Origin of the sequence: Nocardioides terrigena, assembly GCF_003047265.1 — a bacterium.
GTDB lineage: Bacteria > Actinomycetota > Actinomycetes > Propionibacteriales > Nocardioidaceae > Nocardioides > Nocardioides terrigena.
The window spans coordinates 195,758-220,701 of record NZ_PZYY01000007.1 but is presented as its reverse complement, the minus strand read 5'-3'; the positions used below and the strand labels follow the sequence as shown (position 1 = coordinate 220,701).

26 protein-coding genes are annotated in these 24,944 nt (G+C 72.5%); 8 read left to right on the top strand and 18 right to left on the bottom strand.

All coding sequences use genetic code 11. From position 1 onward, the window contains the following. Positions 1 to 49 precede the first annotated feature (49 nt). Genes DAE25_RS16710 through DAE25_RS16700 form a run of 3 tightly spaced genes read left to right on the top strand, consistent with a single transcriptional unit; the run spans position 50 to position 1,784 of the window. Positions 50 to 676, top strand: a complete 627-nt coding sequence (locus DAE25_RS16710) for a DedA family protein (protein ID WP_107767274.1) — start codon at positions 50 to 52, stop codon at positions 674 to 676. Further along, on the top strand, positions 673 to 1,404 hold the full coding sequence (locus DAE25_RS16705) for a dienelactone hydrolase family protein (protein ID WP_107767432.1): 732 nt from the start codon (positions 673 to 675) through the stop codon (positions 1,402 to 1,404). Before DAE25_RS16710 ends, DAE25_RS16705 begins: the two co-directional genes overlap by 4 nt. After that, a complete protein-coding gene (locus DAE25_RS16700; protein WP_107767273.1) occupies positions 1,401 to 1,784 on the top strand; it encodes an AAA family ATPase in 384 nt (127 codons plus the stop codon). Before DAE25_RS16705 ends, DAE25_RS16700 begins: the two co-directional genes overlap by 4 nt. 16 nt (positions 1,785 to 1,800) lie before the next feature. On the opposite strand, the gene DAE25_RS16695 is transcribed toward DAE25_RS16700, so the two are convergent. Beyond that, positions 1,801 to 3,339 carry a M28 family peptidase gene (locus DAE25_RS16695; protein WP_234411105.1) on the bottom strand — a complete coding sequence of 513 codons (1,539 nt, stop codon included), beginning with the start codon at positions 3,337 to 3,339 and terminating at the stop codon, positions 1,801 to 1,803. Between the two features lie 169 nt (positions 3,340 to 3,508). Here DAE25_RS16695 and DAE25_RS16690 point away from each other — a divergent pair, with 169 nt between their 5' ends. Continuing rightward, positions 3,509 to 4,795: an alpha/beta hydrolase gene (locus DAE25_RS16690; RefSeq protein WP_199907643.1), complete on the top strand. Its 1,287-nt coding sequence runs from the start codon at positions 3,509 to 3,511 to the stop codon at positions 4,793 to 4,795. Here DAE25_RS16690 and DAE25_RS16685 read toward each other — a convergent pair whose 3' ends face one another. Together DAE25_RS16685 and DAE25_RS16680 are read right to left on the bottom strand one after the other, a co-directional pair. Next, positions 4,796 to 5,131, bottom strand: a complete 336-nt coding sequence (locus DAE25_RS16685) for a VOC family protein (protein ID WP_107767271.1) — start codon at positions 5,129 to 5,131, stop codon at positions 4,796 to 4,798. It abuts the gene before it with no gap. An 85-nt stretch (positions 5,132 to 5,216) separates the two neighbouring features. Continuing rightward, positions 5,217 to 6,257: a S66 family peptidase gene (locus tag DAE25_RS16680; RefSeq protein WP_107767270.1), complete on the bottom strand. Its 1,041-nt coding sequence runs from the start codon at positions 6,255 to 6,257 to the stop codon at positions 5,217 to 5,219. A 19-nt stretch (positions 6,258 to 6,276) separates the two neighbouring features. On the opposite strand from DAE25_RS16680, the gene DAE25_RS16675 reads away from it, so the two are divergent. Then, the gene (locus DAE25_RS16675) at positions 6,277 to 6,972 is read left to right on the top strand and encodes a class I SAM-dependent methyltransferase (protein WP_234411104.1); all 696 of its coding nucleotides are present in this window, start codon (positions 6,277 to 6,279) and stop codon (positions 6,970 to 6,972) included. On the opposite strand, the gene DAE25_RS16670 is transcribed toward DAE25_RS16675, so the two are convergent. From DAE25_RS16670 to DAE25_RS16660, 3 genes are read right to left on the bottom strand one after another with little or no spacing between them, the layout of a single operon-like run. Then, the gene (locus tag DAE25_RS16670) at positions 6,943 to 8,058 is read right to left on the bottom strand and encodes a glucosidase family protein (protein ID WP_107767268.1); all 1,116 of its coding nucleotides are present in this window, start codon (positions 8,056 to 8,058) and stop codon (positions 6,943 to 6,945) included. The two genes, DAE25_RS16675 and DAE25_RS16670, sit on opposite strands and share 30 nt — an antisense overlap. After that, positions 8,048 to 8,767 carry a class I SAM-dependent methyltransferase gene (locus DAE25_RS16665; RefSeq protein ID WP_107767267.1) on the bottom strand — a complete coding sequence of 240 codons (720 nt, stop codon included), beginning with the start codon at positions 8,765 to 8,767 and terminating at the stop codon, positions 8,048 to 8,050. The genes DAE25_RS16670 and DAE25_RS16665 overlap by 11 nt, the downstream gene beginning before the upstream one ends. After that, the gene (locus DAE25_RS16660; RefSeq protein WP_107767266.1) at positions 8,754 to 10,049 is read right to left on the bottom strand and encodes a glycosyltransferase family 4 protein; all 1,296 of its coding nucleotides are present in this window, start codon (positions 10,047 to 10,049) and stop codon (positions 8,754 to 8,756) included. The genes DAE25_RS16665 and DAE25_RS16660 overlap by 14 nt, the downstream gene beginning before the upstream one ends. Before the next feature lie 47 nt (positions 10,050 to 10,096). Here DAE25_RS16660 and DAE25_RS16655 point away from each other — a divergent pair, with 47 nt between their 5' ends. Next, positions 10,097 to 10,699: a TetR family transcriptional regulator gene (locus tag DAE25_RS16655; protein ID WP_234411103.1), complete on the top strand. Its 603-nt coding sequence runs from the start codon at positions 10,097 to 10,099 to the stop codon at positions 10,697 to 10,699. Here DAE25_RS16655 and DAE25_RS16650 read toward each other — a convergent pair. From DAE25_RS16650 to DAE25_RS16615, 8 genes are all read right to left on the bottom strand, one after another. Then, positions 10,696 to 11,946, bottom strand: a complete 1,251-nt coding sequence (locus DAE25_RS16650) for an NAD(P)/FAD-dependent oxidoreductase (RefSeq protein WP_107767264.1) — start codon at positions 11,944 to 11,946, stop codon at positions 10,696 to 10,698. The genes DAE25_RS16655 and DAE25_RS16650 overlap by 4 nt on opposite strands. Further along, positions 11,947 to 12,927: an NAD(P)/FAD-dependent oxidoreductase gene (locus DAE25_RS16645; RefSeq protein WP_107767263.1), complete on the bottom strand. Its 981-nt coding sequence runs from the start codon at positions 12,925 to 12,927 to the stop codon at positions 11,947 to 11,949. It lies immediately after the preceding gene. Positions 12,928 to 12,964: 37 nt separating this feature from the next. Beyond that, positions 12,965 to 13,507: a hypothetical protein gene (locus tag DAE25_RS23255; RefSeq protein WP_159083796.1), complete on the bottom strand. Its 543-nt coding sequence runs from the start codon at positions 13,505 to 13,507 to the stop codon at positions 12,965 to 12,967. Between the two features lies 1 nt (position 13,508). Further along, positions 13,509 to 14,018 carry a hypothetical protein gene (locus DAE25_RS16635; RefSeq protein ID WP_107767261.1) on the bottom strand — a complete coding sequence of 170 codons (510 nt, stop codon included), beginning with the start codon at positions 14,016 to 14,018 and terminating at the stop codon, positions 13,509 to 13,511. A gap of 49 nt (positions 14,019 to 14,067) precedes the next feature. Further along, complete coding sequence (locus DAE25_RS16630) at positions 14,068 to 14,433, bottom strand: MmcQ/YjbR family DNA-binding protein (RefSeq protein WP_107767260.1); 366 nt, start codon at positions 14,431 to 14,433, stop codon at positions 14,068 to 14,070. Positions 14,434 to 14,435: 2 nt separating this feature from the next. Continuing rightward, a complete protein-coding gene (gene uvrB, locus DAE25_RS16625) occupies positions 14,436 to 16,562 on the bottom strand; it encodes an excinuclease ABC subunit UvrB (protein ID WP_107767259.1) in 2,127 nt (708 codons plus the stop codon). Between the two features lie 54 nt (positions 16,563 to 16,616). Continuing rightward, complete coding sequence (locus DAE25_RS16620; RefSeq protein ID WP_107767258.1) at positions 16,617 to 17,678, bottom strand: Kelch repeat-containing protein; 1,062 nt, start codon at positions 17,676 to 17,678, stop codon at positions 16,617 to 16,619. 163 nt (positions 17,679 to 17,841) lie between these two features. Then, the gene (locus DAE25_RS16615) at positions 17,842 to 18,426 is read right to left on the bottom strand and encodes a dihydrofolate reductase family protein (protein WP_107767257.1); all 585 of its coding nucleotides are present in this window, start codon (positions 18,424 to 18,426) and stop codon (positions 17,842 to 17,844) included. 80 nt (positions 18,427 to 18,506) lie between these two features. Here DAE25_RS16615 and DAE25_RS16610 point away from each other — a divergent pair, with 80 nt between their 5' ends. Then, positions 18,507 to 19,751: a phospholipase D-like domain-containing protein gene (locus DAE25_RS16610; protein WP_234411102.1), complete on the top strand. Its 1,245-nt coding sequence runs from the start codon at positions 18,507 to 18,509 to the stop codon at positions 19,749 to 19,751. Here the strand turns inward: DAE25_RS16610 and DAE25_RS16605 are convergent. The 3 genes from DAE25_RS16605 to DAE25_RS16595 all read right to left on the bottom strand — a co-directional run bounded on the left by DAE25_RS16605 (position 19,711) and on the right by DAE25_RS16595 (position 23,354). Continuing rightward, positions 19,711 to 20,598, bottom strand: a complete 888-nt coding sequence (locus DAE25_RS16605) for a hypothetical protein (RefSeq protein WP_107767255.1) — start codon at positions 20,596 to 20,598, stop codon at positions 19,711 to 19,713. The genes DAE25_RS16610 and DAE25_RS16605 overlap by 41 nt on opposite strands. Continuing rightward, on the bottom strand, positions 20,595 to 22,304 hold the full coding sequence (locus tag DAE25_RS16600) for an FAD-dependent oxidoreductase (RefSeq protein WP_107767254.1): 1,710 nt from the start codon (positions 22,302 to 22,304) through the stop codon (positions 20,595 to 20,597). Before DAE25_RS16600 ends, DAE25_RS16605 begins: the two co-directional genes overlap by 4 nt. Positions 22,305 to 22,400: 96 nt before the next feature. Beyond that, positions 22,401 to 23,354: a DNA-3-methyladenine glycosylase family protein gene (locus DAE25_RS16595; protein ID WP_107767253.1), complete on the bottom strand. Its 954-nt coding sequence runs from the start codon at positions 23,352 to 23,354 to the stop codon at positions 22,401 to 22,403. Between the two features lie 39 nt (positions 23,355 to 23,393). Between DAE25_RS16595 and DAE25_RS16590 the strand changes: the two genes are divergently transcribed. Beyond that, entirely contained in the window at positions 23,394 to 24,278 is an 885-nt protein-coding gene (locus DAE25_RS16590; protein ID WP_107767252.1) for a tryptophan 2,3-dioxygenase, read from the top strand. Position 24,279: 1 nt separating this feature from the next. Here DAE25_RS16590 and DAE25_RS16585 read toward each other — a convergent pair whose 3' ends face one another. Next, positions 24,280 to 24,903: a hypothetical protein gene (locus tag DAE25_RS16585; protein WP_107767251.1), complete on the bottom strand. Its 624-nt coding sequence runs from the start codon at positions 24,901 to 24,903 to the stop codon at positions 24,280 to 24,282. Between the last annotated feature and the right edge of the window lie 41 nt (positions 24,904 to 24,944).

Here is a 24,944-nt window from a genome sequence, read left to right as displayed (position 1 = left end):
GTCGCGGCGGGTTCGCACTGCGTTCACCCGCCGGACCGAGCATGGTCCGGTGCCCGACCTCCTGGACCTGAGCGACCTCCTCCTCGGCGTGGGCGTGCACTGGGTGTACGCCGCGATCGCGCTGCTGGTGCTGGCCGAGTCGGCGCTCTTCATCGGCTTCGTGCTGCCCGGCGAGGCCAGCGTCCTGCTGGGCGGGATGCTGGCCTCGATCGGCCGCCTCGACCTGCTGGTCCTGGTGCCCCTCGTCGTCGCCGCCGCCGTGGTCGGGGACGCGATCGGTTTCTGGGTGGGGCGCCGGTTCGGGCCGTGGCTGCGCCGGCGGCGCACGATGGTGCGCCACGAGGCGCGCGTCGAGCGACTCAGCGGCTTCGTCCGGCGGCGGGGTGGGCTCGCCATCCTGGCCGGCCGGATGACGGCCCTGCTGCGGGCCATGACTCCCCCGGTGGCCGGGATGAGCGGTGTCGGCTGGCGCACCTTCCTCGTGTACGACGTGGTGGGCGGCGTCGTGTGGGCGGGCGGCGTGGCGCTGCTCGGCTACGCGGCCGGCCACTCCTACCAGCGGGTGGCGGACCTGCTCGGCCAGGTCGGCGCGATCGGCCTCGGGCTGGCGGTGGCCGGGGCCCTCGCGTGGTGGACCCGGTCCCGGTGGACCGGTGGGCCAGACTGGCGCGCATGACCTTTCCGGACGGCTGGGCCCGCGGCTCGCACACCCACGACGGCGTCACGCACGCGACGTACAGGAAGGGGACGGGACCGGCGGTCGTCGTCATCCACGAGATCCCCGGGATCACCCCCGAGGTGGCGACCTTCGCCGAGGAGGTGGTGGCCGCGGGCTTCACCGTGGTGATGCCGAGCCTCTTCGGCACCGACGGTGCGCCGATGACGGCGCGGACCGTGGCGTCCTCCCTGGGCCGGGTGTGCGTGAGCCGCGAGTTCACCACGCTCCGCACCGGCGAGACCACGCCGGTCGCCGGCTGGTTGCGCTCGCTGGCCCGCGAGCTGCACGGCGAGCTCGGCGGGCCCGGCGTCGGTGCCCTCGGGATGTGCTTCACCGGCGGCTTCGCCCTCGCGATGGCGGTCGACCCGGCCGTGGCCGCGCCGGTGCTCTGCCAGCCCAGCGCGCCGTTCGCCGTCGGCCGCCGGCGCGCGGCCGACGTCAACCTCTCCCCCGGCGACCTCGACGTGGTCAAGGGGCGGTGCGCGGCCGGGCAGCAGGTGCTGGGGATCCGCTACCGCTCCGACCCGGCCGTCGGCACTCGCTTCGACACCCTCACCCGAGAGCTGGGCGACGCGTTCATCCGCGTCGAGCTCGAGGGCAAGGGCCACTCGACCGTCACGGCGCACCGGCGGCAGGAGGCCGTCGACGCTGTGCTGTCGTTCCTCTCCACCCACCTGGGCGCATGACGCTCGTCGTGATGTCCGGGCTCCCGGGCAGTGGCAAGAGCCGGCTCGCCGCCGCGGTCGCGCGCGAGCTCGGCTGCGCGGTCGTCTCGGTGGACACGGTGGAGCGCGGCCTCCACGACGCCGGCATCGATCCCGCCCAGCCCCTCGGGCTGGCGGCGTACGAGGTCAGGGTCGTGCAGGTGGAGTGCAGCGACGAGGCGCTCCACCGGGAGCGCCTCGCCGCACGCGACCAGGAGATCCGGGAGGTGCCCTGGGAGCGGGTGGTGGGCCTGCGGGAGAGCTGGACGCCGTGGCCGGTCCCCGTGCTGGTGGTCGACACGGCGGACCGGCAAGAGCCGGACGCGACGGCCCGCGGTGTCGTCAGCGCCCTGTCGGCCTGACGACACCGCGGCCCGGTCAGCGCAGGGCGTGGTTGCCCTTGAACTGCCAGACGATCTTGCCCGTCCCGTTGCCCTTGGCGGTCCCGTTGACCGCCGAGGTCGTCTCGGCGAAGGTCAGGGTCGCGTGGGCGATGGCGTCGGACATGATGTCCAGGGTGTCCGCGTCGAGGTTGTCGATGTTGTCGCAGAACTGGTGGTAGCAGGGGTCGTACGCCTCTCCGGCCGTCCCGCCGAAGATCTCCGCCTGCTCCGCCGACTTGATGCCCTCGGCCCCGGTGAAGAGCCCGCCGGCGGGAATCCCGGCGTTGATGAACGCGAAATAGTCGCTGCGTCCGTCGAAGTCCGTCGGCTCGCTGGCGCTGCCCTGCGAGGTGAAGAAGTCGGTGAAGACGTCCTCGACGAGGCCCGACCCGTTCGGTCCGGAGACACCCAGCGCGTCGCCGTCGCCGTCGTACACGAAGTTGACGGCGTTGGGCGAGCCGACCATGTCGAAGTTGAGGTTGACGGCGGTGCCCTTGATCTCGCGCTTGGTCAGCTGGGAGACGTAGAAGTCGGACCCCAGCAGGCCGTCCTCCTCACCGCTCCAGAAGGCGAAGCGCACCCTGTTCTCCGGCGTGATCTCGAGCTCGGCCATCTGCAGCGCCGTCTCGAGGATCGCGGCGGTGCCGGAGCCGTTGTCGTTGATGCCCGGGCCCTCACCGACCGAGTCCAGGTGCCCGCCGACGACGACCGTGCGGTCGGTCCGCCCGGTCGGGGTGTCGGCCAGCAGGTTCTCGGTGGTGACCTGCTCGATGGTGATCTGGAGCGTGATGGACAGCTCGAGGCCCATGGTGGTTGCCCACTCCGCACCCTGGTCGAACGACGCGCTCACGACCGGAACCGTCCGGACCGGCGGGTCGAGCGTGCCGCCGAAAAGGGAGAGCCGGTCGTCGCCCGGCACCACGTTGCCCTGGTTGAAGACGATGACCGCGCTGGCGCCGGCGGCGATGGCGTTGTCGGCCTTGACGGCGAAGGCACACGTGCCGCGCTGGAGGAGCGCGATGTTGCCGGCCGGGAAGGTCGCAAAATCGTCCGCCTCGCAGCCGCTCGTTGAGGCCCGGTCGCCGCCCAGGTTGATGTCGACCGCGGTGACCGGTCGCGCGATGACCGAACCGCCACCCGAGAAGTCCATCGGGAAGTAGTCGACGCCCAGGGTGTAGGTCTCGGGCGCCGGGGCGGTCCGTGCCATCGACGAGCCGGTGAAGTCGACCCGCTCGTAGCTGAACGGCTGGCGGGTGGTGGTGTAGCCGGCGTCGTCGAGGAGATCCTCGATGTAGTCCACCGAGGCGTCGTGGCCGGGCGTGCCGGCCTGCCGGGTGTCGAAGTTGGCGTCGGCGATGGCTTGGAACGCCTCGAGGTGCTCCATCACCCCGCCGACGGTGACGGCCTGCCGCAGGGCCGCGGTGTCCGTGGTGACGGCGGCCTGGGCCGTGCCGGCCAGTGCGGCCGCTCCGGCCAGCACGGCCGCCGTGGTGACGGCGGCGATGCGGGTCCTGCTCTTCCTGATGTTCTTCACGTTCTCTCCCGGGGTCGACGGTGGTCGCGAGCGCCCGAGAAGCAGCACGTGTGCAACTTCGCACGCTAGCCATCGGCCCGGGCCAAGGACAGAGGGTGACGCGGATGTACCTCAAGAGGGACGTCCCACGATGAGAACAGGTTCTAGGTCGCTCGGATACCATCGGTACGTGAGCTTCCTCCGCCGTCAGGCCGTGATCGCCGCCCTCACCGCCAACGCCCTGCGTCCCCTGACCGGCCAGCGTGCCGGGATCCCCGCCTTCGCGGCGGGCTGGATGTACGGCGAGCTGGCACCGCAGGTGCTCGCCCTCACGGCCGCCGACACGGCGCTGCACCTGTCCCCCCTGCGCCGCGGTCCCCGCAGCCGGCTCGGCCTCGCCCTCGCGGCGGGCAGCGCGCTCGGCCTCGCCCACCTGGTCCGACAGAGCCAGCGTGCCCGCCACCACGTCGAGGACGCGCTCGTCGAAGGACTCGGCGTGGAGTACGTCGAGCAGCTGGACGCGCCGCCGACGCCCGCCGACCTGGCCACGCCGTGGCGCCAGCTCCTCAACCCCCTGTGGATGCGCGAGCGGCGGGTGCACGTGGAGCGCGACATCGCCTACTCGACGTACGGACGTCGGGGGATGCTCGACATCTACCGTCCCGCCGAGGGTGACCTCAGCGGTGCCCCGGTGCTCCTGCAGGTCCACGGCGGGGCCTGGATGACCGGCCGCAAGGACCGGCAGGCGATCCCGCTCATGCAGCACATGGCCGCCCGCGGCTGGGTCTGCGTGGCCATCAACTACCGCCTCTCACCCCGGGCCGTCTTCCCCGACCACATCGTCGACGTGAAGCGCGCGATAGCGTGGATCAAGGAGCACATCGCGGAGTACGGCGGCGACCCCGACTACATCGTCATCACCGGTGGATCGGCCGGTGGCCACCTGTGCGCCCTGGCCGCGGTGACCCCCAACGAGGCCGAGTGGCAGCCCGGCTTCGAGGAGGTGGACACCACCGTGCAGGCAGCCGTCCCGCACTACGGCGTCTACGACTTCGCCGGGTCGACCGGCCTGCGCAGCGCGGTCGGGATGCGCGACACCTTCCTCGCCCCGCGGGTGCTGCGGACGACGTGGAAGCGCGAGCCCGAGAAGTTCGAGGCCGCCTCCCCGATCCTGCGCGTCGACGGCGACGAGCCCGACTTCTTCGTCATCCACGGGGCCAGCGACACCCTGGTCGACGTGGGCCAGGCCCGCGCCTTCGTCGACCGGCTGCGGGAGGTGTCGAACAGCTCGGTGGTGTACGCCGAGCTGCCGGGCGCGCAGCACGCCTTCGACACCTTCCCCTCGATCCGCTCCGCGCACGTGGTGCGCGCGATCGAGCGCTACCTCAACTGGCACTGGAACTCCTGGCGCCAGGGCCGCGAGGTCGACGCCGGCGCCGCGCCCGGCGACGAGCCGGGCACGGCCGCCCGGGCCTGATCAGGACTGGATGAGGCCCACGTGGTTGCCGTCGGCGTCCGCCACGATCGCGACCACGGTGGCACCCCCGACCGCGGTGGCCGGGGAGACCACGGTGGCGCCGGCGTCCACCAGGGTGGCGACGGCCGCCTCGACGTCATCGGTCGCGTGGTAGGCAGTCGCCCCGACCATGCCGGTCGCGTGTCCGTTGGGGTTGAGGCCGATCTCCAGCCCGTCGAGGTTGAAGCCGACGTAGTAGGGCGTGTCGGTGTGCGGCTCCGCACCGAAGACGGTGCGGTAGAAGGCGGTCGCCGCAGCGACGTCCTTCACGGGGATCACGATGGAGCTGACGGTCATGGGTCCTCCTGGGTCCGACCGGGTCTTCCCGGTGCTGGCTGGTGCGTCAGGTGGTTGACGATCCCGCCCGCCCGGGTGTGACAGGTCAGCCGAAGTCGGCGCTGATCCTGTGCTGCTGGCCGTCCACTGTGACCTCGCCGCCGTACGGCAGCACCACCTGCGGGGAGGTGTGCCCGAAGTCGACATCCATCGCGACAACGAGCCCCGGGGCGTAGTCCGACGCCGCCCGCAGGACGGCCTTGCGGTAGTCGGCACGTCGCGCCGAGGCCCGCTCCGGCGTGGGTGTGCGCTCGTGGTCCCCCACGGGCGGCCGACCCCACAGCAGGGCGGCGGCGACTCCGAGGATGCCGCGCTCCCCCAGGACCCGCAGGACGCGGAAGCATGCCTCGGGATCCGGCCGCTCCTCTGACGGCTCGAGCAGCAGCACCGACCCGGCGTACGACTCCCCCGGCATCATCCAGCGCCCGACCTGCATCGTCTCGGCCACCGACTCCAGGCAGCCGCCCCAGGTCCGCCCGGTCACCCGGGCCGCGGGACCGGCCCAGGTCCAGGGCTCGGCCGGTGCGTCAGGCGCGCTCTCGGTCAACGCCTCGGGGGTGTCCCAGCGCAGGCCGACGTCATACGTGCGGGGCACCGCCTCGACCTCGACCGTCCCGCCGAAGAGGGCGGCGCGCAGGGACGCCAGGTGCATCGGGTCCACGGCCGGTCCGGGCCCGAGGTGCACCTGGGTCGAGCCGCCGTACACGGACCCGATCCCGTGGTCCCACAGCCAGTTGGCCAGGTGGGTGTTGTCGCTGTAGCCGAGGAAGCGCTTCGGGGCCGCGGTCATCCGCGCGGCGTCGAGGTGCCGGAGCACGGTGACCTGGTCGTCGCCACCGATGGTCGCCATCACGGCCCCGACCGTGGGGTCCTCGAAGGCGGCCATCAGGTCCTCGGCACGCTCCTGCGGCGACCCCTGCCGGCGGGTGGTCGGGTACTCGACGGGCTCCAGGTCCAGGTCGCGGAGCCGCTCCATCGCCTGCTCGTGCACGGCCGGGAAGTGCGCGGGCGCGCACCACGAGGGCGAGACGACCGCGACCCGCGCACCGGGCTCGACGGGTGGGGGCAGCGAGACGGGATGGCTCATGCCACTAGTGTCTCGCGGCGTGACCACCCCACCGGACGCGCCCGCCGACTCCTCACAGACGCCTGCCGGGATGCCCGCCGACCTGCTGGCCCACGCGCGGGCCGCGAGGGGCTTCATGCCGGACGAGGAGGGCCTGCTCCTGCACCGGGTCGCCCGCGAGCGCCTGCCCCACGGACCCGTGCTGGAGATCGGCACCTACTGCGGCAAGTCGGCGATCTACCTGGGGGCGGCGGCCCGTGCGGTGGGCGGCGTGGTCGTCACGGTGGACCACCACCGCGGCTCCGAGGAGAACCAGGCCGGCTGGGAGCACCACGACACCAGCCTGGTCGACGAGGAGTCCGGCCTCATGGACACGCTCCCCGTCTTCCGCCGGACCATCGAGCGGGCCGGCCTCGAGGACGTCGTCGTCCCGGTCGTGGGTCGGTCGACGACGGTGAGCGCGCTGTGGCGCACTCCCCTGTCGATGCTCTTCATCGACGGCGGGCACGCCGAGGAGCACGCGCAGAACGACTACACCGGCTGGGCGCCGTGGCTGATGACCGGCGGGCTGCTGGTCATCCACGACGTCTTCCCCGACCCGGCCGACGGCGGGCGGCCGCCGTACCACGTCTTCCTGCGCGCGCTGGAGAGCGGCGACTTCACCGAGGTCGAGGCGCTGGGCTCGGTGCGGGTGCTGCGCCGGACGTCAGGAGACGCCGGCGACCCGGTCCGCTGACGCGCAGCCGCACTCGAGGGCGAGCTCGTCGAAGTCCGGCGCCAGTGAGGTGCCACGCATGATGTCGGAGCCCGGGCTCGCCTGCGACAGCGCATCGACCGCCAGCACGACCGCGGCCGCGGTGTAGGTGGTGTGCTCGACCGGCCAGTTCACGTCGTCGGGGAAGACGTAGCCGGTCCAGTAGCTCCCGTCCTCCAGCCGGAGGTGCTGCATGTCGGCGAGCAGCCGCAACGCCCGGGGCCTGTCTCCGAGAGCGTCGAGGGCCATCACCAGCTCGCACGTCTCGGCCCCGGTGACCCACGGGTTGCGCGAGACGCAGCGGATGCCGAGGCCCGGCTCCACGAAGGTGTCCCAGCGCTCGTCGATCAGGGCCCGGCCGGCGTCGCCGCGGACCGCGCCGCCGAGCACCGGGTAGTACCAGTCCATGGAGAACTCGGACTTGTCGAGGAACAGGTCGCGGTGGGTGCGCAGCGCGTGGCCGAGGCGGCCGCCGGCCAGCTCCCACTCCGGCTGCGGCTCGTCGAGGAGGTCGGCGAGCGCCACCCCGGCCCGCAGGCTCTGGTAGATGCTGGACGACCCGGCGAGCAGGGCGTCGGCGTTGACCGTCCCGGGGACCCCGTCGCGCCACTCCCGGGACCAGGCGATCCCGCCGAACGGCAGCTGCATGCCGACGACCCAGTCGAGGCCGCGGCGCACGACCGGCCACATCCGGCGCACGAAGTCCTCGTCGTGCCGGACCAGCCAGTGGTGCCAGACCCCGACGGCGAGGTACGCCGACATGTTGGTCTCGCCGCTGTGGTCCTCGACCTCGCCGGCCACCAGCTTCATCGGCCACGAGCCGTCGGACCGCTGGGTGCGGGCCGCCCAGGCGTAGGCCCGCTCGGCCGCCTCGACCTGGCCGCCGACGACGAGCGCCATCGCCGCCTCGACGTGGTTCCAGACGTCGGTGTGCTCCCCCACCGTCCACGGGATCGCCCCGTCCGGCTCCTGCATGGCCGCAATGGACGCGGCCGTCTGCGCGACCTGCGCCGGGGTGAGGACGTCGTCGACGGCCGTCACGGCCGGGAGGTGGGGCTCAGGCTGCATCGGGCTTGCGGAAGTAGAGCACCATGCTCTTGCCGATGACCGGGTCGAGCACCTTGCCCGCGACCTGAAGGGCCTTGGGGTTCTTCATGATCTCCCAGACCAAGAGCCGGTGGTAGACCTTGGCGAGCGGGTGGTCGTCGTTGCGGACGCCGACCGCGCACTTGATCCACCAGTACGGCGTGTGCAGGCCGTGGGCGTAGTCCTTGCCCTCGAAGACGGTGCCGGCCTTGGTGACCTTGTCGACGAGCTCCTTGTCGGTGTAGATCCGGATGTGGCCGCCCTCGACGTTGTGGTAGTCGTCGGACAGCTTCCAGTTGACGATCTCGGGGAACCACCGCGGCACGGAGACGGCCAGCGTCCCGCCCGGGCGCAGCACCCGCACCAGCTCGTGGATGGCCTGGATGTCGGCCGGGATGTGCTCGAGCACCTCGGCGGCGACGACCCGGTCGAACTCGCCGTCGGCGAAGGGCAGCGACAGCGCGTCGCCCTCCTTGACGTCGGCCTCGGCACCGGCCGGTACCTCTCCCGCATCACGCATCGCGGCGAACCACTCGCGCACGGTGGCGAGCTCGTCGGCGTCCTGGTCGAAGGCGATGACGTCGGCGCCGCGCTTGTACATCTCGAAGGCGTGGCGACCGGCGCCACAGCCCATGTCGAGCACGCGCTCACCAGGGCGGAGCCCGAGTCGGTCGAAGTCAACGGTCAGCACGGATGTCCTCCTGGGTGGATCGGGTGGTGCGTGCCGACGCGGCCTCGCGGCCGGCACGGTAGCTGGCGATGGTGTCCTCGTACGCCGCGGCGGTGGCCTCGGCGACGGCGCGCCAGCTGAAGAGCTCCTGCACGCGGCGGCGGCCGGCGCGGCCCATCCGCTCGCGTCGCTCGGGGTCGTCGAGCAGGGCGGCCAGGGCCAGCTCGAGCTCGCCCACGTCACCGGGCTCGACGAGCACGGCGCAGTCACCGTCCTCGCCGACGACCTCGGGGATGGCCCCGGCCCGGGACGCCACCAACGGGGTCTCACAGGCCATCAGCTCGGCAGTGGGCAGGGAGAAGCCCTCGTAGAGCGACGGGACGCAGGCCACCTCGGCCGAGCCCATCACCTGGACGAGCTCGGCGTCGCTGACCCCGTTGACGAAGGTGACCGCGTCGGCGATCCCAAGCCGGTCGACGAGCTGCTCGGTGCGTCCACCCGGCTCGGGGCGGGTGACGAGCACGAGGGACACGTCGCGCTCGGTCCGCAGCTTGGCGAAGGCCTCGAGGAGGGTGGCGATGCCCTTCATCGGGGCATCGGCGCTGGCCATGGCCAGGATGCGGCCGGGGACCCGCGGCACGGACGGCGGCACGAAGACGTCGTCGACCCCCAGGAGCACCGTGCGCATCCGCTCGGGCTCGACGCCGAAGTCCCGGGCGATGTCGCGCGCGGACGTGTCGGACGGGGTGAGGATCGTGCGGGCCTGCCGGGCGACCTTGGCCTGCATCCGCAGGAAGCCGTACCAGCGGCGGAGGCTGAGCTTCTTGCGCAGCGTGGGGGCGGCGGCGATGTCGATGCGACGGTCGAAGCTGATCGGGTGGTGGATGGTGGTCAGCAGCGGCAGCCCCATCTTCTCGATCTCGAGCATCCCGTAGCCGAGGACCTGGTTGTCGTGCGCGACGTCGAAGTCGTCGAGGCGCTCGCGGAGCACCCGGGCGACGCGGCGGGAGAACGTCTTGGGCTCGGGGAAGCCGGCGGTCCACATGGTCAGGACCTCCTCGACGTCGATGAGGTCGCGGATCTCGCCGGGGCGCGGCGTACGGAACGGGTCGGGCTCGCGGTAGAGGTCGAGGCTGGGGACCTTGGTCAACCGCACGCCCTCGTCGAGGTCGGGGTAGGGCTGGCCCGAGAACACCTCGACCTCGTGGCCGAGCCGGGCCAGCTCGCGGCTGAGGTGCCGGACGTAGATCCCCTGGCCGCCACAGTGGGGCTTGCTGCGGTAGGACAGCATGGCGATGCGCACGTGCTGCGACCTTTCTCGAAGTGGAACGTGTTCCTATCATGGCGCACGTGGCCAACGACGACCCAGCATCGCCCGTCCAGCGAGAGCGCCGGACGCGCATCCTCGACACCACGATCGCGCTGGCCAGCCAGGGTGGCTTCGACGCCGTCCAGATGCGCGCGGTGGCCGAGCAGGCGGACGTCGCGCTCGGGACCCTCTACCGCTACTTCCCCTCCAAGATCCACCTGCTGGTGACCGCGCTCGCCCGCGAGTTCGAGCGCGCCGACACCGCGATGTCGAGCAACCCCGTGCCGGGCGACACCCGGGCCGACCGGGTCATCCACCTGCTGCGGTCACTGACGCGGGGTCTCCAGGACGACCAGCACCTCACCGAGGCCCTCACCCGGGCGTTCATGTTCGCCGACCGGTCGGCCCGGCAGGAGATCAACGGCGTGGGCCTGCTGCTGATCCGGATGCTGACCCGGGCGATGGAGCCGGAGGCCGTGGATCCCGGGTCCGGCGGTGCCGGGCCCACCGAGGAGGACGCCGCGATCGCCCGCGTGATCGCCGACGTGTGGCTCGCGGCGCTGATGGCCTGGGTCACCGGCCGCAGCAGCGCCGAGGAGACCTCCGCCCACATGGAGCGCGCGGTCCGACTCATCCTGCGCTAGCGCAGCGGGTCGAACGGCACCAGCTCGGGTGGGGTGGTGCCGGTCACGATGCCGTGCGCGAGGAGCTTGCCGGTCACCGGGCCGAGCAGGATCCCCGCCATCGCGTGACCGCCCGCGACGAACACCCGCGGCGACCTGGTCGCACCGACGAGCGGCAGACCGTCGGCGGTGCAGGGGCGGGAGCCGACCCACTCCTCGCGCCGGTCGTCGAGGTCCACGCCCCGCACCAGCGGACGCAGGGCCTCGACGATCGCGTCGATGCGCCTGGGGTCGAGTGGGGCATCGGGGGCGCGGAGCTCCATCATCCCGGCCACCCGGAGCCGTCCACCCCCGCGCGTGGCCATGGGCGTGCACGCCACCCGCTGGGCCGGGAAGTAGACCGGCGCGCGCGGCACCCGGTCACCGGTGACGCTGAAGGAGTAGCCACGACCCGCCTGGACGGGCTGCCGGACCCCGAACCGGCGGGACAGGCCACCCAGCCAGGCGCCGTTCGCGAGCACGACGGCGTCGTACCGCTCACCGGCCCTCGACCCGCTGCTCACGACCACACCGCCCGCCTCGTCCTGGACCCCGGTCACGGTGCTGCCCTCGACGATGCGGCCGCCCCGGGCCCGGACGGCGTCCGCGAGGGCCGCGAGGAACGCCGGCGGGTTGATGTAGCGCTGGTCGTGGAGCCGCACCGCGGCACCGATCTCGGTGGACAGGGCCGGCTCCGCGGCGCGGGCCTCGGGGCCGCTCAGGACGTCGTACCGCACGTCCTGGCCGGAGGCCCGGATCTGCTCGAGCTCGTGGACGAGCGATGCGTGCTCGGACGGTGTGCGGAAGCAGGCGAGGAACGGGTCCGCAGGGTGTGTCGGGGCGTCGACGCCGCCCGCGGCCAGCTCGTCGTACGCCGCCAGGGAGCCCCGGTTGATCGGCGCGTAGGCGCGCAGCCCGGTCCCCCAGCGGCGTGCCGTGCTGTGCCGGACGAAACCGGCCAGGAAGCGCAGCAGGTGCGGGTCGGGCCGCAGCGGGACGTAGACCGGCGAGGCGGGACTGACCACCGCCCGGATCCCGTAGCGGAGCACGGCCGGCTCCGGCATCGGTGCCGTCATGGCCGGGGTGAGCCACCCGGCATTGCCCCAGGAGGAGCCCGCCGCGACGTGCTCACGGTCGTGCACCGTGACGTCGACGCCGTGCTCCTGGAGGAACCAGGCCGTGGACAGCCCGACGATCCCGGCCCCGACGACGGCGACGCGCTCGGGCACTCAGGCCTCGCTGGAGTGACCGGGGAAGACGTGCGCCGACGGGTCGATGGCGACGGCCGCGTTGTTGACCGCCGTGGCGGCCTCCCCGAAGCCGACGGCGATGAGGCGGACCTTGCCGGGGTACTCGGTGATGTCGCCCGCGGCGAAGACCCGCTCGACGTTGGTGCGCATCGCGCTGTCGACCACCACGTGCCGCTTGTCGGTCTCCAGGCCCCAGGTCTGCAAGGCACCCAGGTCGGCGACGAAGCCGAGGGCGGCGACCACCGCCTGGGCCGGACGGACCAGCGCCTCCTGGCCGTCCACGGTGATCTCGACCTCGGCGACGTGTCCCCCGCCGTCGGCGTCGCTGCCCCGCAGCGCCGTGACCTGGGCCCGCGTGATGATCTCGACGCTGGAGTCGCGCACGGACTTCACGGTCCGCTCGTGGGCGCGGAACGCGTCGCGGCGGTGCACGAGGGTGACCGAGGCGGCCACCGGCTCGAGGTGCTGGGCCCAGTCGAAGGCGCTGTCGCCGCCGCCGACGATCACGACGTCCTTGCCGGCGTACGGCGCGAACGACGGCACGAAGAACTCGACGCCGCGGCCGACCCAGCCGTCTGCCGCGGGCAGCGGGCGGGGACTGAACTTGCCGATCCCGGCCGTCACGAGCACTGCTCCGGCGGTGATCTCGGTGCCGTCGTCGAGGCCGACGAGCACGTGACCGTCGCCGTGCGCGAGGGTCAGCGCGGTGCGGTCGAGGAAGTAGTGCGGGTCCGCCGTGGCGGCCTGGGCCACCAGCCCCTCGACGAGGTCGCGGCCCTTGATGGTCGGGAAGCCGGCGACGTCGAGGATCGCCTTCTCCGGGTACATCGCCGTGATCTGGCCGCCGAGCTCCGGCAGCGAGTCGACGACGCCGACGCTGAGGCCGCGGAAGCCCGCGTAGTAGGCGGCGTAGAGCCCGGTGGGACCGGCTCCGATGATGAGCAGATCGACCTCGGGCACCCGGTCACTCCTTCATCGCCGACAGGACGCTGCCAACCTAGCCGAGGGAGGTGACCCCGGCCACGGTCCACGCGCCACCGCGTCGTTCGAGCTGTACGACGAGCCGGTTGCGCTCGACACGGCGCGCGCCCGTGGTGCCAGACGTCGTCTCCTGGTTGACGAAGACGAGCACCTCGGCCCGGGCGTCGCTCGCGGAGACGACTCCCGACGCCACCGCGGTGGCCCGCTGGTCGATCTCGTCGGTCATCGTGTCGGCGCGGACCCGCTCCATGGCGGCGGCGTACTCGGTGGCGAACTCCGGGGTGAGCCGCTGCGAGGTGGACTCGACGTCCTCGTCGAAGGTGTCGTGGCGGTAGGTCAGCACGTCCTCGGCCGACCGTGCGGCCTGGTCCTGGAGGCGCGTGCGGGCGACCTCGCCGAGGACGGGCACCCTGGCTGCGGCCGGGGCGACCGTGGACCGCGACCGGTCGTCGTACGCCTCCAACGCGGCGAGGGAGCCGAGCACCAGGGCCGCGAGGAGCAGGACCGCGGTGAGCCAGGGGCTGGCGAGCGCCGAGCGCTGCGGGGTCTCGTCAGCCATGTCAGTTCACGAACCGCAGGCCGTCGGTGAGCCAGCGGTCCCCGTCCCGGACCAGGTCGACCCGGATGCGCCAAGGGACGGCACGCCGCTCGGTGCCTCCGCCGACCGTGCTGGTGACCTCGGTGTCGGCCGCGACCAGCACGGTCGCCGCGTCGTCGGCGAAGGAGGTCAGCCCGACCCCCAGCAAGGTCACGTCGGCGCTGGACCGGCGTCGCTCGGCCTCGGCGGTGATCGTGCGGACCTGCCCGGCGAACTGGCGCCGGAAGTCCTGGGTGGCGCCCTCCAGCATCTGCTCCAGCTGGGCGTCGACGGAGGTGTGGTCGATGTCCAGGAAGGCCTCGACCTGGGCCGCGGCGGTCCGGGTGGCGGCACCCTGCCGGCTCGCCGCGTCATCGGCGGCGGCCGGGGTGGCCGCGCGTGGGGACTCGGGGTCGCGCACCACGAGCACCGTGAAGACGGCACCGAGGAGGAGCACCAGGACGGCGAGCCCGATGTTGGTGCGGCGGTTCATGCACGCATGGTGGCAGCAACCGGCGCCGATCGGGCGCCGACGGGCGGAGTCACTCGTCCCAGCCGGGCGGACGGGCCTTGGCGGGGAGCTTGGAGACGACGAGCCGGTAGGACTCGTCGACCGCCTCGAGGATCTCCTCGTCGGGGATAGCGCCGACGAGCGAGAGGTCGTTCCACCCGCTGCGGCCGATGTAGGCCATCACCGAGGCGTCGGCCGGGTGCCGGTCGAGCCACTCGTCGGCGGCCTCCCGGGTCGTCGCGGCCTTGATGCCGACGCGGTCCCGGGCGAGGAAGGCGAAGATCTTGCCCCGCTCGCCCGCGCCCACCTTGTAGACGGGCAGGTCATGGCCCCACGGGTTGTCGGGCCAGGCACCCGGCTTGGCCGCGCAGTGGGCCTCGAGCTCGGCAGCGTCCACGCCTACTTGGTCGCCTCCATCATCTGGCGGAGCTCCTTCTTGAGCTCGCTGATCTCGTCGCGCAGGCGGGCGGCGACCTCGAACTGCAGCTCGGCGGCTGCGGTCTTCATCTGGTCGGTGAGCCCCTGGATCAGCTCGGCCAGGTCGGCCGAGGGGATCCCGGCGGTGTCCGGCAAGTCGGAGTGGAGCTTGGACAGGGACGGGGTCGGCGACTTGGCCTTGACTCCCCCGGCCCGGCCCTTCTGCCCGACGTCGGCCCAGGTCTGCAGCAGCTCCTGGGTGGTCTCGTCCTCGCGGGCGAGCATCTCGGTGATGTCGGCGATCTTCTTGCGCAGCGGGGTCGGGTCGATGCCGTGCTCGGTGTTGTAGTCGACCTGGATCTGGCGACGCCGGTTGGTCTCGTCGATCGCCGCCTCCATCGACGGGGTGATCTTGTCGGCATACATGTGGACCTGGCCGGAGACGTTGCGGGCCGCGCGGCCGATCGTCTGGATGAGCGACTTGTCGGAGCGCAGGAACCCCTCCTTGTCGGCGTCGAGGATCGCCACGAGGGAGACCTCCGGCAGGTCGAGTCCCTCGCGGAGCAGGTTGATGCCGACCAGGACGTCGTACTCCCCCAGCCGAAGGTCACGCAGCAGCTCGATGCGCTTGAGCGTGTCGACCTCGGAGTGGAGGTAACGCGTGCGGATGCCGGCGTCGAGGAGGTAGTCGGTGAGGTCCTCCGACATCTTCTTCGTCAGCGTGGTCACCAGGACGCGCTCCTCCTTGTCCGAGCGCGTGCGGATCTCGTGGATGAGGTCGTCGATCTGGCCCTTGGTCGGCTTGACCACCACCTCGGGGTCGATCAGTCCGGTCGGGCGGATGATCTGCTGGACGGTGTTGTCGACGCCGCCGACCTTGTCGAGCTCGTAGTTGCCCGGGGTCGCCGAGAGGTAGATCGTCTGCCCGATCCGCTCGAGGAACTCTTCCCACCGCAGCGGTCGGTTGTCCATCGCGCTGGGCAGCCGGAAGCCGTGGTCGACGAGGTTGCGCTTGCGGGACATGTCGCCCTCGTACATGCCGCCGATCTGCGGCACGGCGACGTGCGACTCGTCGACGACGAGGACATAGTCCTCCGCGAAGTAGTCGAGCAGCGTGTTGGGCGCCGAGCCCGGGGCGCGGCCGTCCATGTGCATCGAGTAGTTCTCGATGCCGGAGCAGGAGCCGACCTGCCGCATCATCTCGACGTCGTACGTCGTGCGCATCCGCAGCCGCTGCGCCTCGAGCAGCTTGCCCTGGCGCTCGAAGGTCGCGAGCTGGTCCTCGAGCTCGAGCTCGATGCCCTTGATCGCGCGCTCCATGCGCTCGGGGCCGGCGACGTAGTGGGTCGCCGGGAAGACGTGGAGCTCCTGGTCCTCGGTGATGACCTCGCCGGTGACCGGGTGCAGCGTCATCAACCGCTCGACCTCGTCGCCGAAGAACTCGATGCGCACCGCGAGCTCCTCGTAGACCGGGAAGATCTCGAGGGTGTCCCCGCGGACCCGGAAGGTGCCGCGGGTGAAGGACATGTCGTTGCGGGTGTACTGGATCTCGACGAGCCGCCGCAGGATCGAGTCACGGTCGTGCTCCTCGCCGACCCGCAGCCGCAGCATCCGGTCGACGTACTCCTGCGGGGTGCCGAGGCCGTAGATGCAGGAGACGGTGCTGACCACGATGACGTCGCGCCGGGTCAGCAGGCTGTTGGTCGCACTGTGCCGCAGCCGCTCGACCTCCTCGTTGATCGAGGAGTCCTTCTCGATGTAGGTGTCCGTCTGCGGGACGTAGGCCTCGGGCTGGTAGTAGTCGTAGTAGGAGACGAAGTACTCCACCGCGTTGTCAGGGAAGAGCATCCGCAGCTCGTTGGCGAACTGTGCGGCGAGCGTCTTGTTGGGCTGGAGCACCAGCATCGGGCGCTGGAGCTGCTCGGCCACCCACGCGACCGTGGCCGTCTTGCCGGTGCCCGTCGCACCGAGCAGCACGATGTCCTGCTCCCCGCCCTGGATGCGCTGCGTGATCTCCTCGATGGCCGCCGGCTGGTCGCCCGACGGCGTGTAGTCGGAGACGACCTTGAAGGGGGCGACGCGGCGCTCGAGGTCTGTGACTGGACGCATGCGTCGAGCCTACGACCGCGCACCGACAACGGCCTCGGCAGCGAGGTCCTGGGCTCACCCCTCGGGCGGGGTCCACAGCCAGGCGTCACGGAGCAGCGTCCCGTCCCGGGACCCTGACCACTGCTGCCCACCGAAGACGAAGAGGGAGGACCCCACCGCCGTCGAGGCTTCGTCGTACGCCTCCTCCCGGCCCGGTGGCGCCGGGACGCTCAGGTACTCACCCGACGCGACGTCGTAGAGGCGAGCGCGCCCGTCGCGCCCCAGAGACCCGACCGAGTAGAGCTCGTACGTCGAGTCGTCGCCGTCCACGACGCCGTAGAGGTCGACCCCACCGTCGCCGTCCAGGACGGGCAGGTCGCTCCAGGGCCCGGTCGCCGGATCGAGGAGCCACGCCGGCCGGTAGTGACCATTGAGCAGGAGCCCGTCCCCCGCAGCCCACAGCTGGTATCCGGGGCCCGGGGCGTCCGGCAGCCGCGTCCACGTCCCGGTCGCCAGGTCGAGGCGGGCCAGCAGCTTGGTGTCGGGCACCCCACCGTCGTCCAGGGCCGCCGCGGGCGATCCCGCGAGCACGAGGTCGTCCCCGACGGCCACGGCGAAGCGGTCGTAGACCTCGGGCAGCGGGTCGTCCGGCAGCCTCTCCCACGCCCCCGTGCCGGGGTCGAAGACCAGGTCGGGCGACCGGCCCTGCTCGTCCGACCCCCGGTGCACGACGATCCGGTCGCCGACGGGGACGAGCGCGAGGTACGACGTACGCGTCCCCGGCACCCGACCGTGCTCGACCCAGCGGTCGGCCGCCACGTCGTACTCGAGCAGCTCGGGCGGGCCGGCGCACCCCATGCCGGCGCGGCACCCGGTCACGGTGAACAGGGAGCCGCCCAGCGCGACGGTCTGCCGGTGGTCCCCCACCAGGCCGAACGGCGCGGCGGCCATGGGCGTCCACTCGTCGGCGCGGGTGTCGAGGACGGCGCCGTCGGCCAGGAGCGGAGTCTCGGGAAAGGCGCAGTCGGCCATCGGCGGGCACAGCAGCTCCCACCCACCGACCACGACCACCCGGTCCCCGACGCCCTCCACCACCGAGCGGCTGCGGGGCGACAGCGGTGCATCGGGGAGGCGCACCCATCCCTCCCCCGCCGGTGACGTCCCGCCCGGTTCGGGCGCGTCGACGCGGTCGGTCCCGCAGGCGACCAGGAGCGGGAGCAACAACCCGACGACGGGGACAGCGGGGCGACGGCGCACACCCGTCGGACGAGCGCGGTGGCCACCGCGTTCCCGCCCTCGGTCAGCGCACCCGGTCGAGGGTGACGACCCGGACTCCCCCGGCCAGGTCGACCTGGTCGACGGGCGTGAAGCGGGCGACCGTCTCCGGGCCGGCGAAGAGCGGGATGCCCGCGCCGAGGACCGTCGGGTTGACCTTGAGCACGAGCCGGTCGATCTCGGGCAGGAGCGCGTGCGCCAGGGTGCCGCCGCCCACCAGCCAGATGTCGAGCCCCGCCTCCGCCTTGAGCTGGCGGACCCGGCCCACCGGATCCCCGGGGACGACCTCCACCGGGAGGTCGGTGCGACCGGCGAGCGAGCTCGACACGACCAGGTGGCGCAGGTGCGGGTAGGCGTCGTCGAGACCGGCGGCCAGGCCGAGCTCGTACGACGCGCGTCCCTCCACCACCGTGTCGAAGTGCTGGCCCGGCCCCTCGATGCCCATCGCCGCGCGTGCAGGTCCGGGCAGGGTCTCGGGATAGGTCGAGACGAGGTGCTCCACGAGGTCGGGCGTCACCGGGAAGGCGTCGCTCCCGCTCGGGTCACCCCCCTCGGGGCCGGCGATGAAGCCGTCGAGCGTGACGGCGACGAGGTAGACGAGTCGGCGCATGCCGCCATGCTGCCAGCGCCGGTCGCGTCGACCGGAACGGCCCCCGCGCACCGCTGGCCCGCCGTCGCTATCTTGTGCGTGTGACCGCCGCCCGTGTGCTGACCGTCGTCCGCCGGACGCTGCTGTCGGTCGTGGCCTTCCAGTTCCTCTTCGCCATCGCGCTCTCGCTCGTCGACTCCTACCGCCGCCGCGGCAAGAAGCCCAAGCCGTTCCCGGTCACCCCGCCGCAGAGCGTGGAGGTCGGCGACGGCACGCTCACGACGTACACCTTCGGGCAGGACCTGTACGACGACATGCTGGCGGCCATCGACGGCGCGCGGAAGCAGGTCCTCTTCGAGACCTACATCTGGAAGGGCGACGAGGTCGGCGAGCGCTTCAAGGAAGCGCTCATCGATGCCGCGGAGCGGGGCGTGGAGGTCTACTGCATCTACGACGGCTTCGCCAACCTCGTCGTCTCGCCACGCTTCCTGAGCTTCCCGCCGTCGGTCAAGGTGCTGCGCTACCCCGTCTACTCGGCCGGCCTGAAGTTCTGGGACCTGCGCCGCTACGGCCGCGACCACCGCAAGATCCTGGTCGTGGACGAGGAGGTCGGCTTCGTCGGCGGCTACAACATCGGCACGGCCTACGCGACCGAGTGGCGCGACACCCACGTGCGGATCACCGGGCCCGGCGTGTGGGACCTGAAGCGTGCGTTCGCCGACTTCTGGAACCTCAACCGCCGCAAGCGCATCGGCCGCAGCGAGCGCCCGCTGCTCCTCGAGACGGCGTCGGTCTGGGAGCCGCGGATCCGCTTCGCGCGCAACGTGCCGCGGCTGTGGGTCTTCCCGATCCGGTCGATGTACCTCGACGCGATCAACCGGGCCACCCGCAACATCTGGATGACCCACGCCTACTTCATCCCCGACCAGGACTTCGTGGACGCGCTCAAGGACGCGTCGCGTCGCGGTGTCGACGTCCGGCTGCTGCTGCCGCTCAAGTCCAACCACATCGTGGCCGACTGGATCTCGCGCGGCTACTTCGGCCAGCTCCTGCACTCCGGCGTGCGGATCCTGCGCTTCCGCGACGCGATGGTGCACGCCAAGACGTCGACCATCGACGGCAACTGGTCCACGGTCGGCACCGCCAACGTCGACCGGCTCAGTCTCCAGGGCAACTACGAGATCAACGTCGAGGTGATCGACGAGTCGATGGCGGTGGTGCTCGAGGAGATCTTCCTGACCGACGAGTCCAACTCGCTGGAGCTGACGCTCGGCGAGTGGGAGGCGCGCGACCTGCACCGCAAGTTCACCGAGTTCGTCCTCGCGCCGCTGCGTCCCCTGCTCTGAGGCCCTGGCCCGTACGCCGCCCCGCGCGGCCGAGCAGCAGGATCCAGGCACCCGCCGCGCCGATCCCCCCGAGGACCAGGACGAAGACCACCGCGGGCCGCCCCGACCAGTCCAGCGCGTCGCCGTACCGCAGCAGGGCGATCGCCTCGAGCACGACGAAGACGACACCCGTCTGCCCGAGCGGCTGCACCCGGTCCACGTCGTCGATGAGCCGGGCGTGGGCGGCCGCCCAGCCGAGCCCGACGAGCCACGCCCCGACGGCACGGCCGGTCAGATCCGTGAGCGGCCAGGGCCAGCCCCCGGGCGCCCACCCCGGCGCGACCAGCAGCGCCACGCCGCCCGTGAGCAGCACGACGGCGAGGACCACCAGCAGCGCCCGCAGCCCGGACGGGAGCGGCCGCAGCGCCGAACGCGGCGCCGGGGTCCGCGACGTCGTCTGGATGGCGAGCGCCACCAGCATCGCGACCGGCACGCCGGCGTAGATCGCCAGCCAGCCCCAGGTGACGATCCGGGCGCTGACCGGGTGGCCGGGACCGAGGTGGAACGCGTCGAGGTGGACCAGCGTCACCACCAGGGTCAGTGAGGTGAAGACCAGCACCGTCCAGACGGTGAGGCGGGCCCGGCCCCAGCCGGCCGACCGGGCGCCGGCGACCTCGAGCACCGCGCTCGACCAGTAGGCCGCGCCGAGGAAGACGGCGGTCATCGGCACGTCGATCGTCCAGGCGAACCAGTCGGCGGTGCGCAGCGGGAAAACTGTCAGCTGGAGGCCTGCGAGGAACACGAGTCCCGCGGCGACGAACAGGATCACCCGCATCGGGGTGACGACGGCGAGGTCGCGGCCGGTCATGCGGGGGTGCCTGCGAGCGGGTGGGCGGCGAGGTAGCCGTGCAGCAGGGCGATCACGGTCGCGCCGTCCCCCACTGCTGTGGCCACGCGCTTGATGGACCCGGCGCGCACGTCACCGACGGCGAAGACCCCCGGCATGCTGGTCTCCAGCGGCAGCCGGGCCCGGCCCTGCGCCATCCCGGCCGCGTCGGCGGGGTCCGGTCCGGTCCGGACGAATCCGGCCTCGTCGCGCGCCACCTCGTCGGGCAGCCACGCGGTGCGCGGCACCGAGCCGATGAGCACGAAGAGCCCGGCGGCGGGCACCTCCTCCGGCTCGCCCTCCCGGGGGTCGGCCCGGGTGTCGCCGACGGTCAGCCCAGCCAGGCAGCCGTCCGCCTCACGCCCACCGACCACCGCGGCGTGATAGCGGATGGCCACGTTGCGGGTCGCCTCGAGCTGGCCGATGAGGTAGTCGGACATGCTCGCCGCCAGCGACGCTCCACGCACGAGCAGGGTCACCTGGCGGGCGTAGCGGGCCAGGTGCAACGCGGCCTGGCCGGCGGAGTTGCCGCCGCCCACGACGTACACCTCCTGGCCCGTCATCGAGGGGGCCTCGGCGACGGCCGCTCCGTAGAACACCCCGCGGCCGACCAACGACTCGAGCTCGGGCACGTCGAGGCGGCGGTAGTCGACCCCGGTGGCGATGACCACGCTCCTCCCCCGCACCACGCTGCCGTCGGACATGGAGACCGTGCGCACGTCCCCCTCGGCGCCCAGTCCCTGCACCTGGCGCATGAAGAAGTACTCCGTCCCGAACGCCCACGCCTGCTGGAAGGAGCGGAAGGCGAGGTGGGCACCGGACACCCCGCGCGAGAAGCCGGGATAGTTGCGGATCAGCGACGACGTGCCGGCCTGGCCGCCCACCGCCTGCTGCTCGACCACGAGGGTCGAGAGCCCCTCCGACGAGGCGTAGACGGCCGCGGCGAGGCCGCTGGGACCTGCGCCCACGACCACCACGTCGTACACGTGGTCGGTCCGTGGCGGCCGCGTCAGGCCGAACGCGTCGGCGATCTCGAGGTCGGTCGGGGCCTCGAGCGTCGTCGGCGGGGACGTGAAGGCGAGCACCACCACCGGCAGGGCCGGGTCCTCCAGCCCGAGGCCCTCCAGCATCCGTGCGGCCGCCTCCGTGCCGACCTGGTGGAAGCCCACCGGGATGTGGTTGCGGCCGAAGGTGTCCCGCAGCATGTGGGTGCGCTCGTCGCGCTCCTCGCCGATGAGCCGCACGGCCTCGAAGCCGATGCCCTGGGCCAGGTGCCAGTCGTCGAGGGCATCCGTGAGTGCGCCGTGGAACTCCTCGTCGCGCGGCCGCTCGGGCCTGAGCACCAGGACCTCGGCGTGCCCATGGGCGATGGCCGAGAACACGGTGGAGGTGCTCTCGAAGTCACCCCACACCACGGCGATGACCCGCTTGGCGGACGGGTGCAGGCCGTAGGCCCGCCGCAGGAAGTCGAGGCCGTCACGGTCCCCGGGCCCGTAGCAGCCGATGACCAGGGCGACCTGTCGTCCCCAGCGGCGCAGGCCCTCGAGGACGGCGCGCGCATGGGCGTAGTCGGCGCAGACGACGACCTCGTAGTCGGTGCCGTAGCGCCGGCGCAGCTCCGAGCCGATCACCGCGCGCGAGGCGGGGTCGGTGGTGGCCAGCAGCAGGACAGGCTCGACGTCGTCCACGGTGGCCCTCCCTCGGCGCCTCCAGTCGTGCGCTCGACGCTACTCGCGGGGCCGGGGTCCAGCGACCCCATTTCTGGTGGTCCGGGTGCGGTCCGATCAGCGCGTACGACGCCCGGTGCCGCGGGTCGGGAGGTGGGTCGGCACGCTCATCCGCGGGCCCCTCCGTGGCCGGGTCCGGCCTCCGGCACACGCCAGCGCCGCGGCCCGCCCGCGCTGCGGCCGGTAGGGCTCGAGGGCCTCGGCCATCTCCTCGTCGGTGATGTCGTGGCCGAAGAGCGCCCAGCCGACGTGGTTGGCCAGGTGGTAGTCGCCGAAGCTGACCGCGTCGGCATCGCCGAGGGCCCGCTGGCGCACCTCGGCGCTCGTCCACACGCCCAGCCCCGGCAACGACCGCAGCCGGCGGTCGAACTCGTCGGTCCCGACGTCGACGAGGCGCTCCAGGGAGTCGGCGACCCGGCAGGCCGTGACCAGGGCGCGGGACTGGAAGGGCTCCACCCCGAGCCGGAGCCACTCCCACGACGGGATCAGCGCCAAGGTGGCGGGTGCGGGCTGGACGTGGAGGCGCAGCTCACCGACGACGTCCACGGGCCCGGGCGCGGGGTCACCGTGGTGGAGCACGAGCTGGCGGAAGGCCCCGAACGCCTGCTTGCCGGTGACCTTCTGCTCGAGGATGGAGGGAACCAGCGCCTCCATCACGCGCCGGCTGGCGCCGAGGCGCCAGTGGGGGCGCAGCCGCCAGCCCTCGGCGACCGCCGGGTGCAGCGGCTCGAAGCCGGTGGGGTCGTCGTCGGCGCCGAGCAGGGACGGCATCGTCTCCAGCGTCCACGCCGCGCCCGGACCCCAGGCCGTCCCGACGACCAGCCCGTCCGCGGCGTGCTGCTCGACCCGGAGCGTCGCCGGCCCGTCCGGCGTACGCGTGGCCCGCCAGACCCGGCCGCAGAGGTCCGTGCGCTGGGTCGGGTCGCCGGCCCCACGGCGCTGCTGGGCCAGCACCGCCGTCGCGGCGCACGGCCAGTCCGGCCGCCACTCGCGCGTCAGTGCCTCACCCACACCGCGACGGTAGACGACGGCACCGACTACGTTCCTGCCATGGGTGAATCCGACACAGGCCGGACCGGGACCGGCGACGCTGCCAACCGGCGCGAGATCGAGCCGACCATCGAGCGCGACTTCAGCAGCCAGATGTCCTACGGCGACTACCTGCGCCTCGACCTGCTCCTCGCCGCCCAGCAACCGCAGAGCGACCCACCGCAGCACGACGAGCTGCTCTTCATCGTCCAGCACCAGACCAGCGAGCTGTGGCTCAAGCTGATGGTCCACGAGCTGCGCTCGGCCCGCGACCTGCTCGGCAGCGACGACCTCGCCCCCGCGCTCAAGCGGCTGGCGCGGGTCAAGCACATCCAGCGTGTGCTCACCGACCAGTGGGCCGTGCTGGCCACGTTGACGCCCAGCGAGTACGCCGAGATCCGGCCGTTCCTGGCCACGTCATCGGGCTTCCAGTCGGCGCAGTACCGCGAGGTCGAGTTCCTCCTCGGCAACAAGGACGCCGACATGGTGCGCGTCTTCGGCCACGACCGCGCGGCGTACGACGCCCTGTCCGCTCTGCTCGCCGAGCCGTCGCTGTACGACGAGTTCCTCCGCTACCTCGCTCGCCACGGGTACGCCGTCCCGGCCGAGCTCCTCGACCGCGACGTCACCGTCGCGCACACCCTCTCCCCCGGGCTCGTCGACGTCTTCGCGACGGTCTACGCCGCGCCGGCCGAGCACTGGGGCGTCTACGAGACCTGCGAGGAGCTGGTCGACGTGGAGGACAACTTCCAGCAGTGGCGCTTCCGCCACCTCCAGGTCGTGCAGCGGACCATCGGCCACAAGGTGGGCACCGGCGGCTCGAGCGGCGTCGACTTCCTGCGCCGGGCGCTGGACCTGACGTTCTTCCCCGAGCTCTTCGCCGTCCGCACCCGCGTCGGGGAGTAGCTCAGCGGGTCCGCTCGATGGTGGTCACCACGGCGGTGACCGACGGCCGCCGTGGGGTCGAGGAGAAGCCGAACCGGCACGGCGGGTCGACCGGTGCCAGCACACCGAGGTCCTCGCCCCGCCACCTGCCCCGCAGTGACGTCACCGCGCGCACCGACGTCGCGCCGTACCACTCGCGACGCTCCTGACCCGCCGTCCCGCGGGTCCGCACGCCGCGCAGGACGACCCGGGCGACGGGGTCGATGAGCGTGCACCAGGCGGGCGACGTGGCCACCCGACGGGGCACCAGGCCCAGCAGCCTCCCCAGCAGGGTCGGGCCGCCGACCGTGAGGTCGAGGTCGAGCGGCGAGGACGCGACGTGCCAGCCGTCGACGGTGTCGGTGACCTCGACGGGCGTGATGACGACCTCGTCGAAGGTGTACGTCGAGGCCACGAAGTCGCGGACCCGCTCATCGGGGGCGACGAGCACCCGGTAGCCGGTGGCGTCCTCGACCATCAGGTCGGCGAAGGCACCCCACGGACCATCGTCCCAACGGCCGACCACGACGCGTACGCCGCTCGCGCTGCCGACGCCGGCGATCCGTCCGGTGAAGCGCTCGCGGACCCCCGACCGTCTCCCCCGCACCCCCGCATCGTGCCACCCGTCGGGTGAGGTGCGGTGTCGGT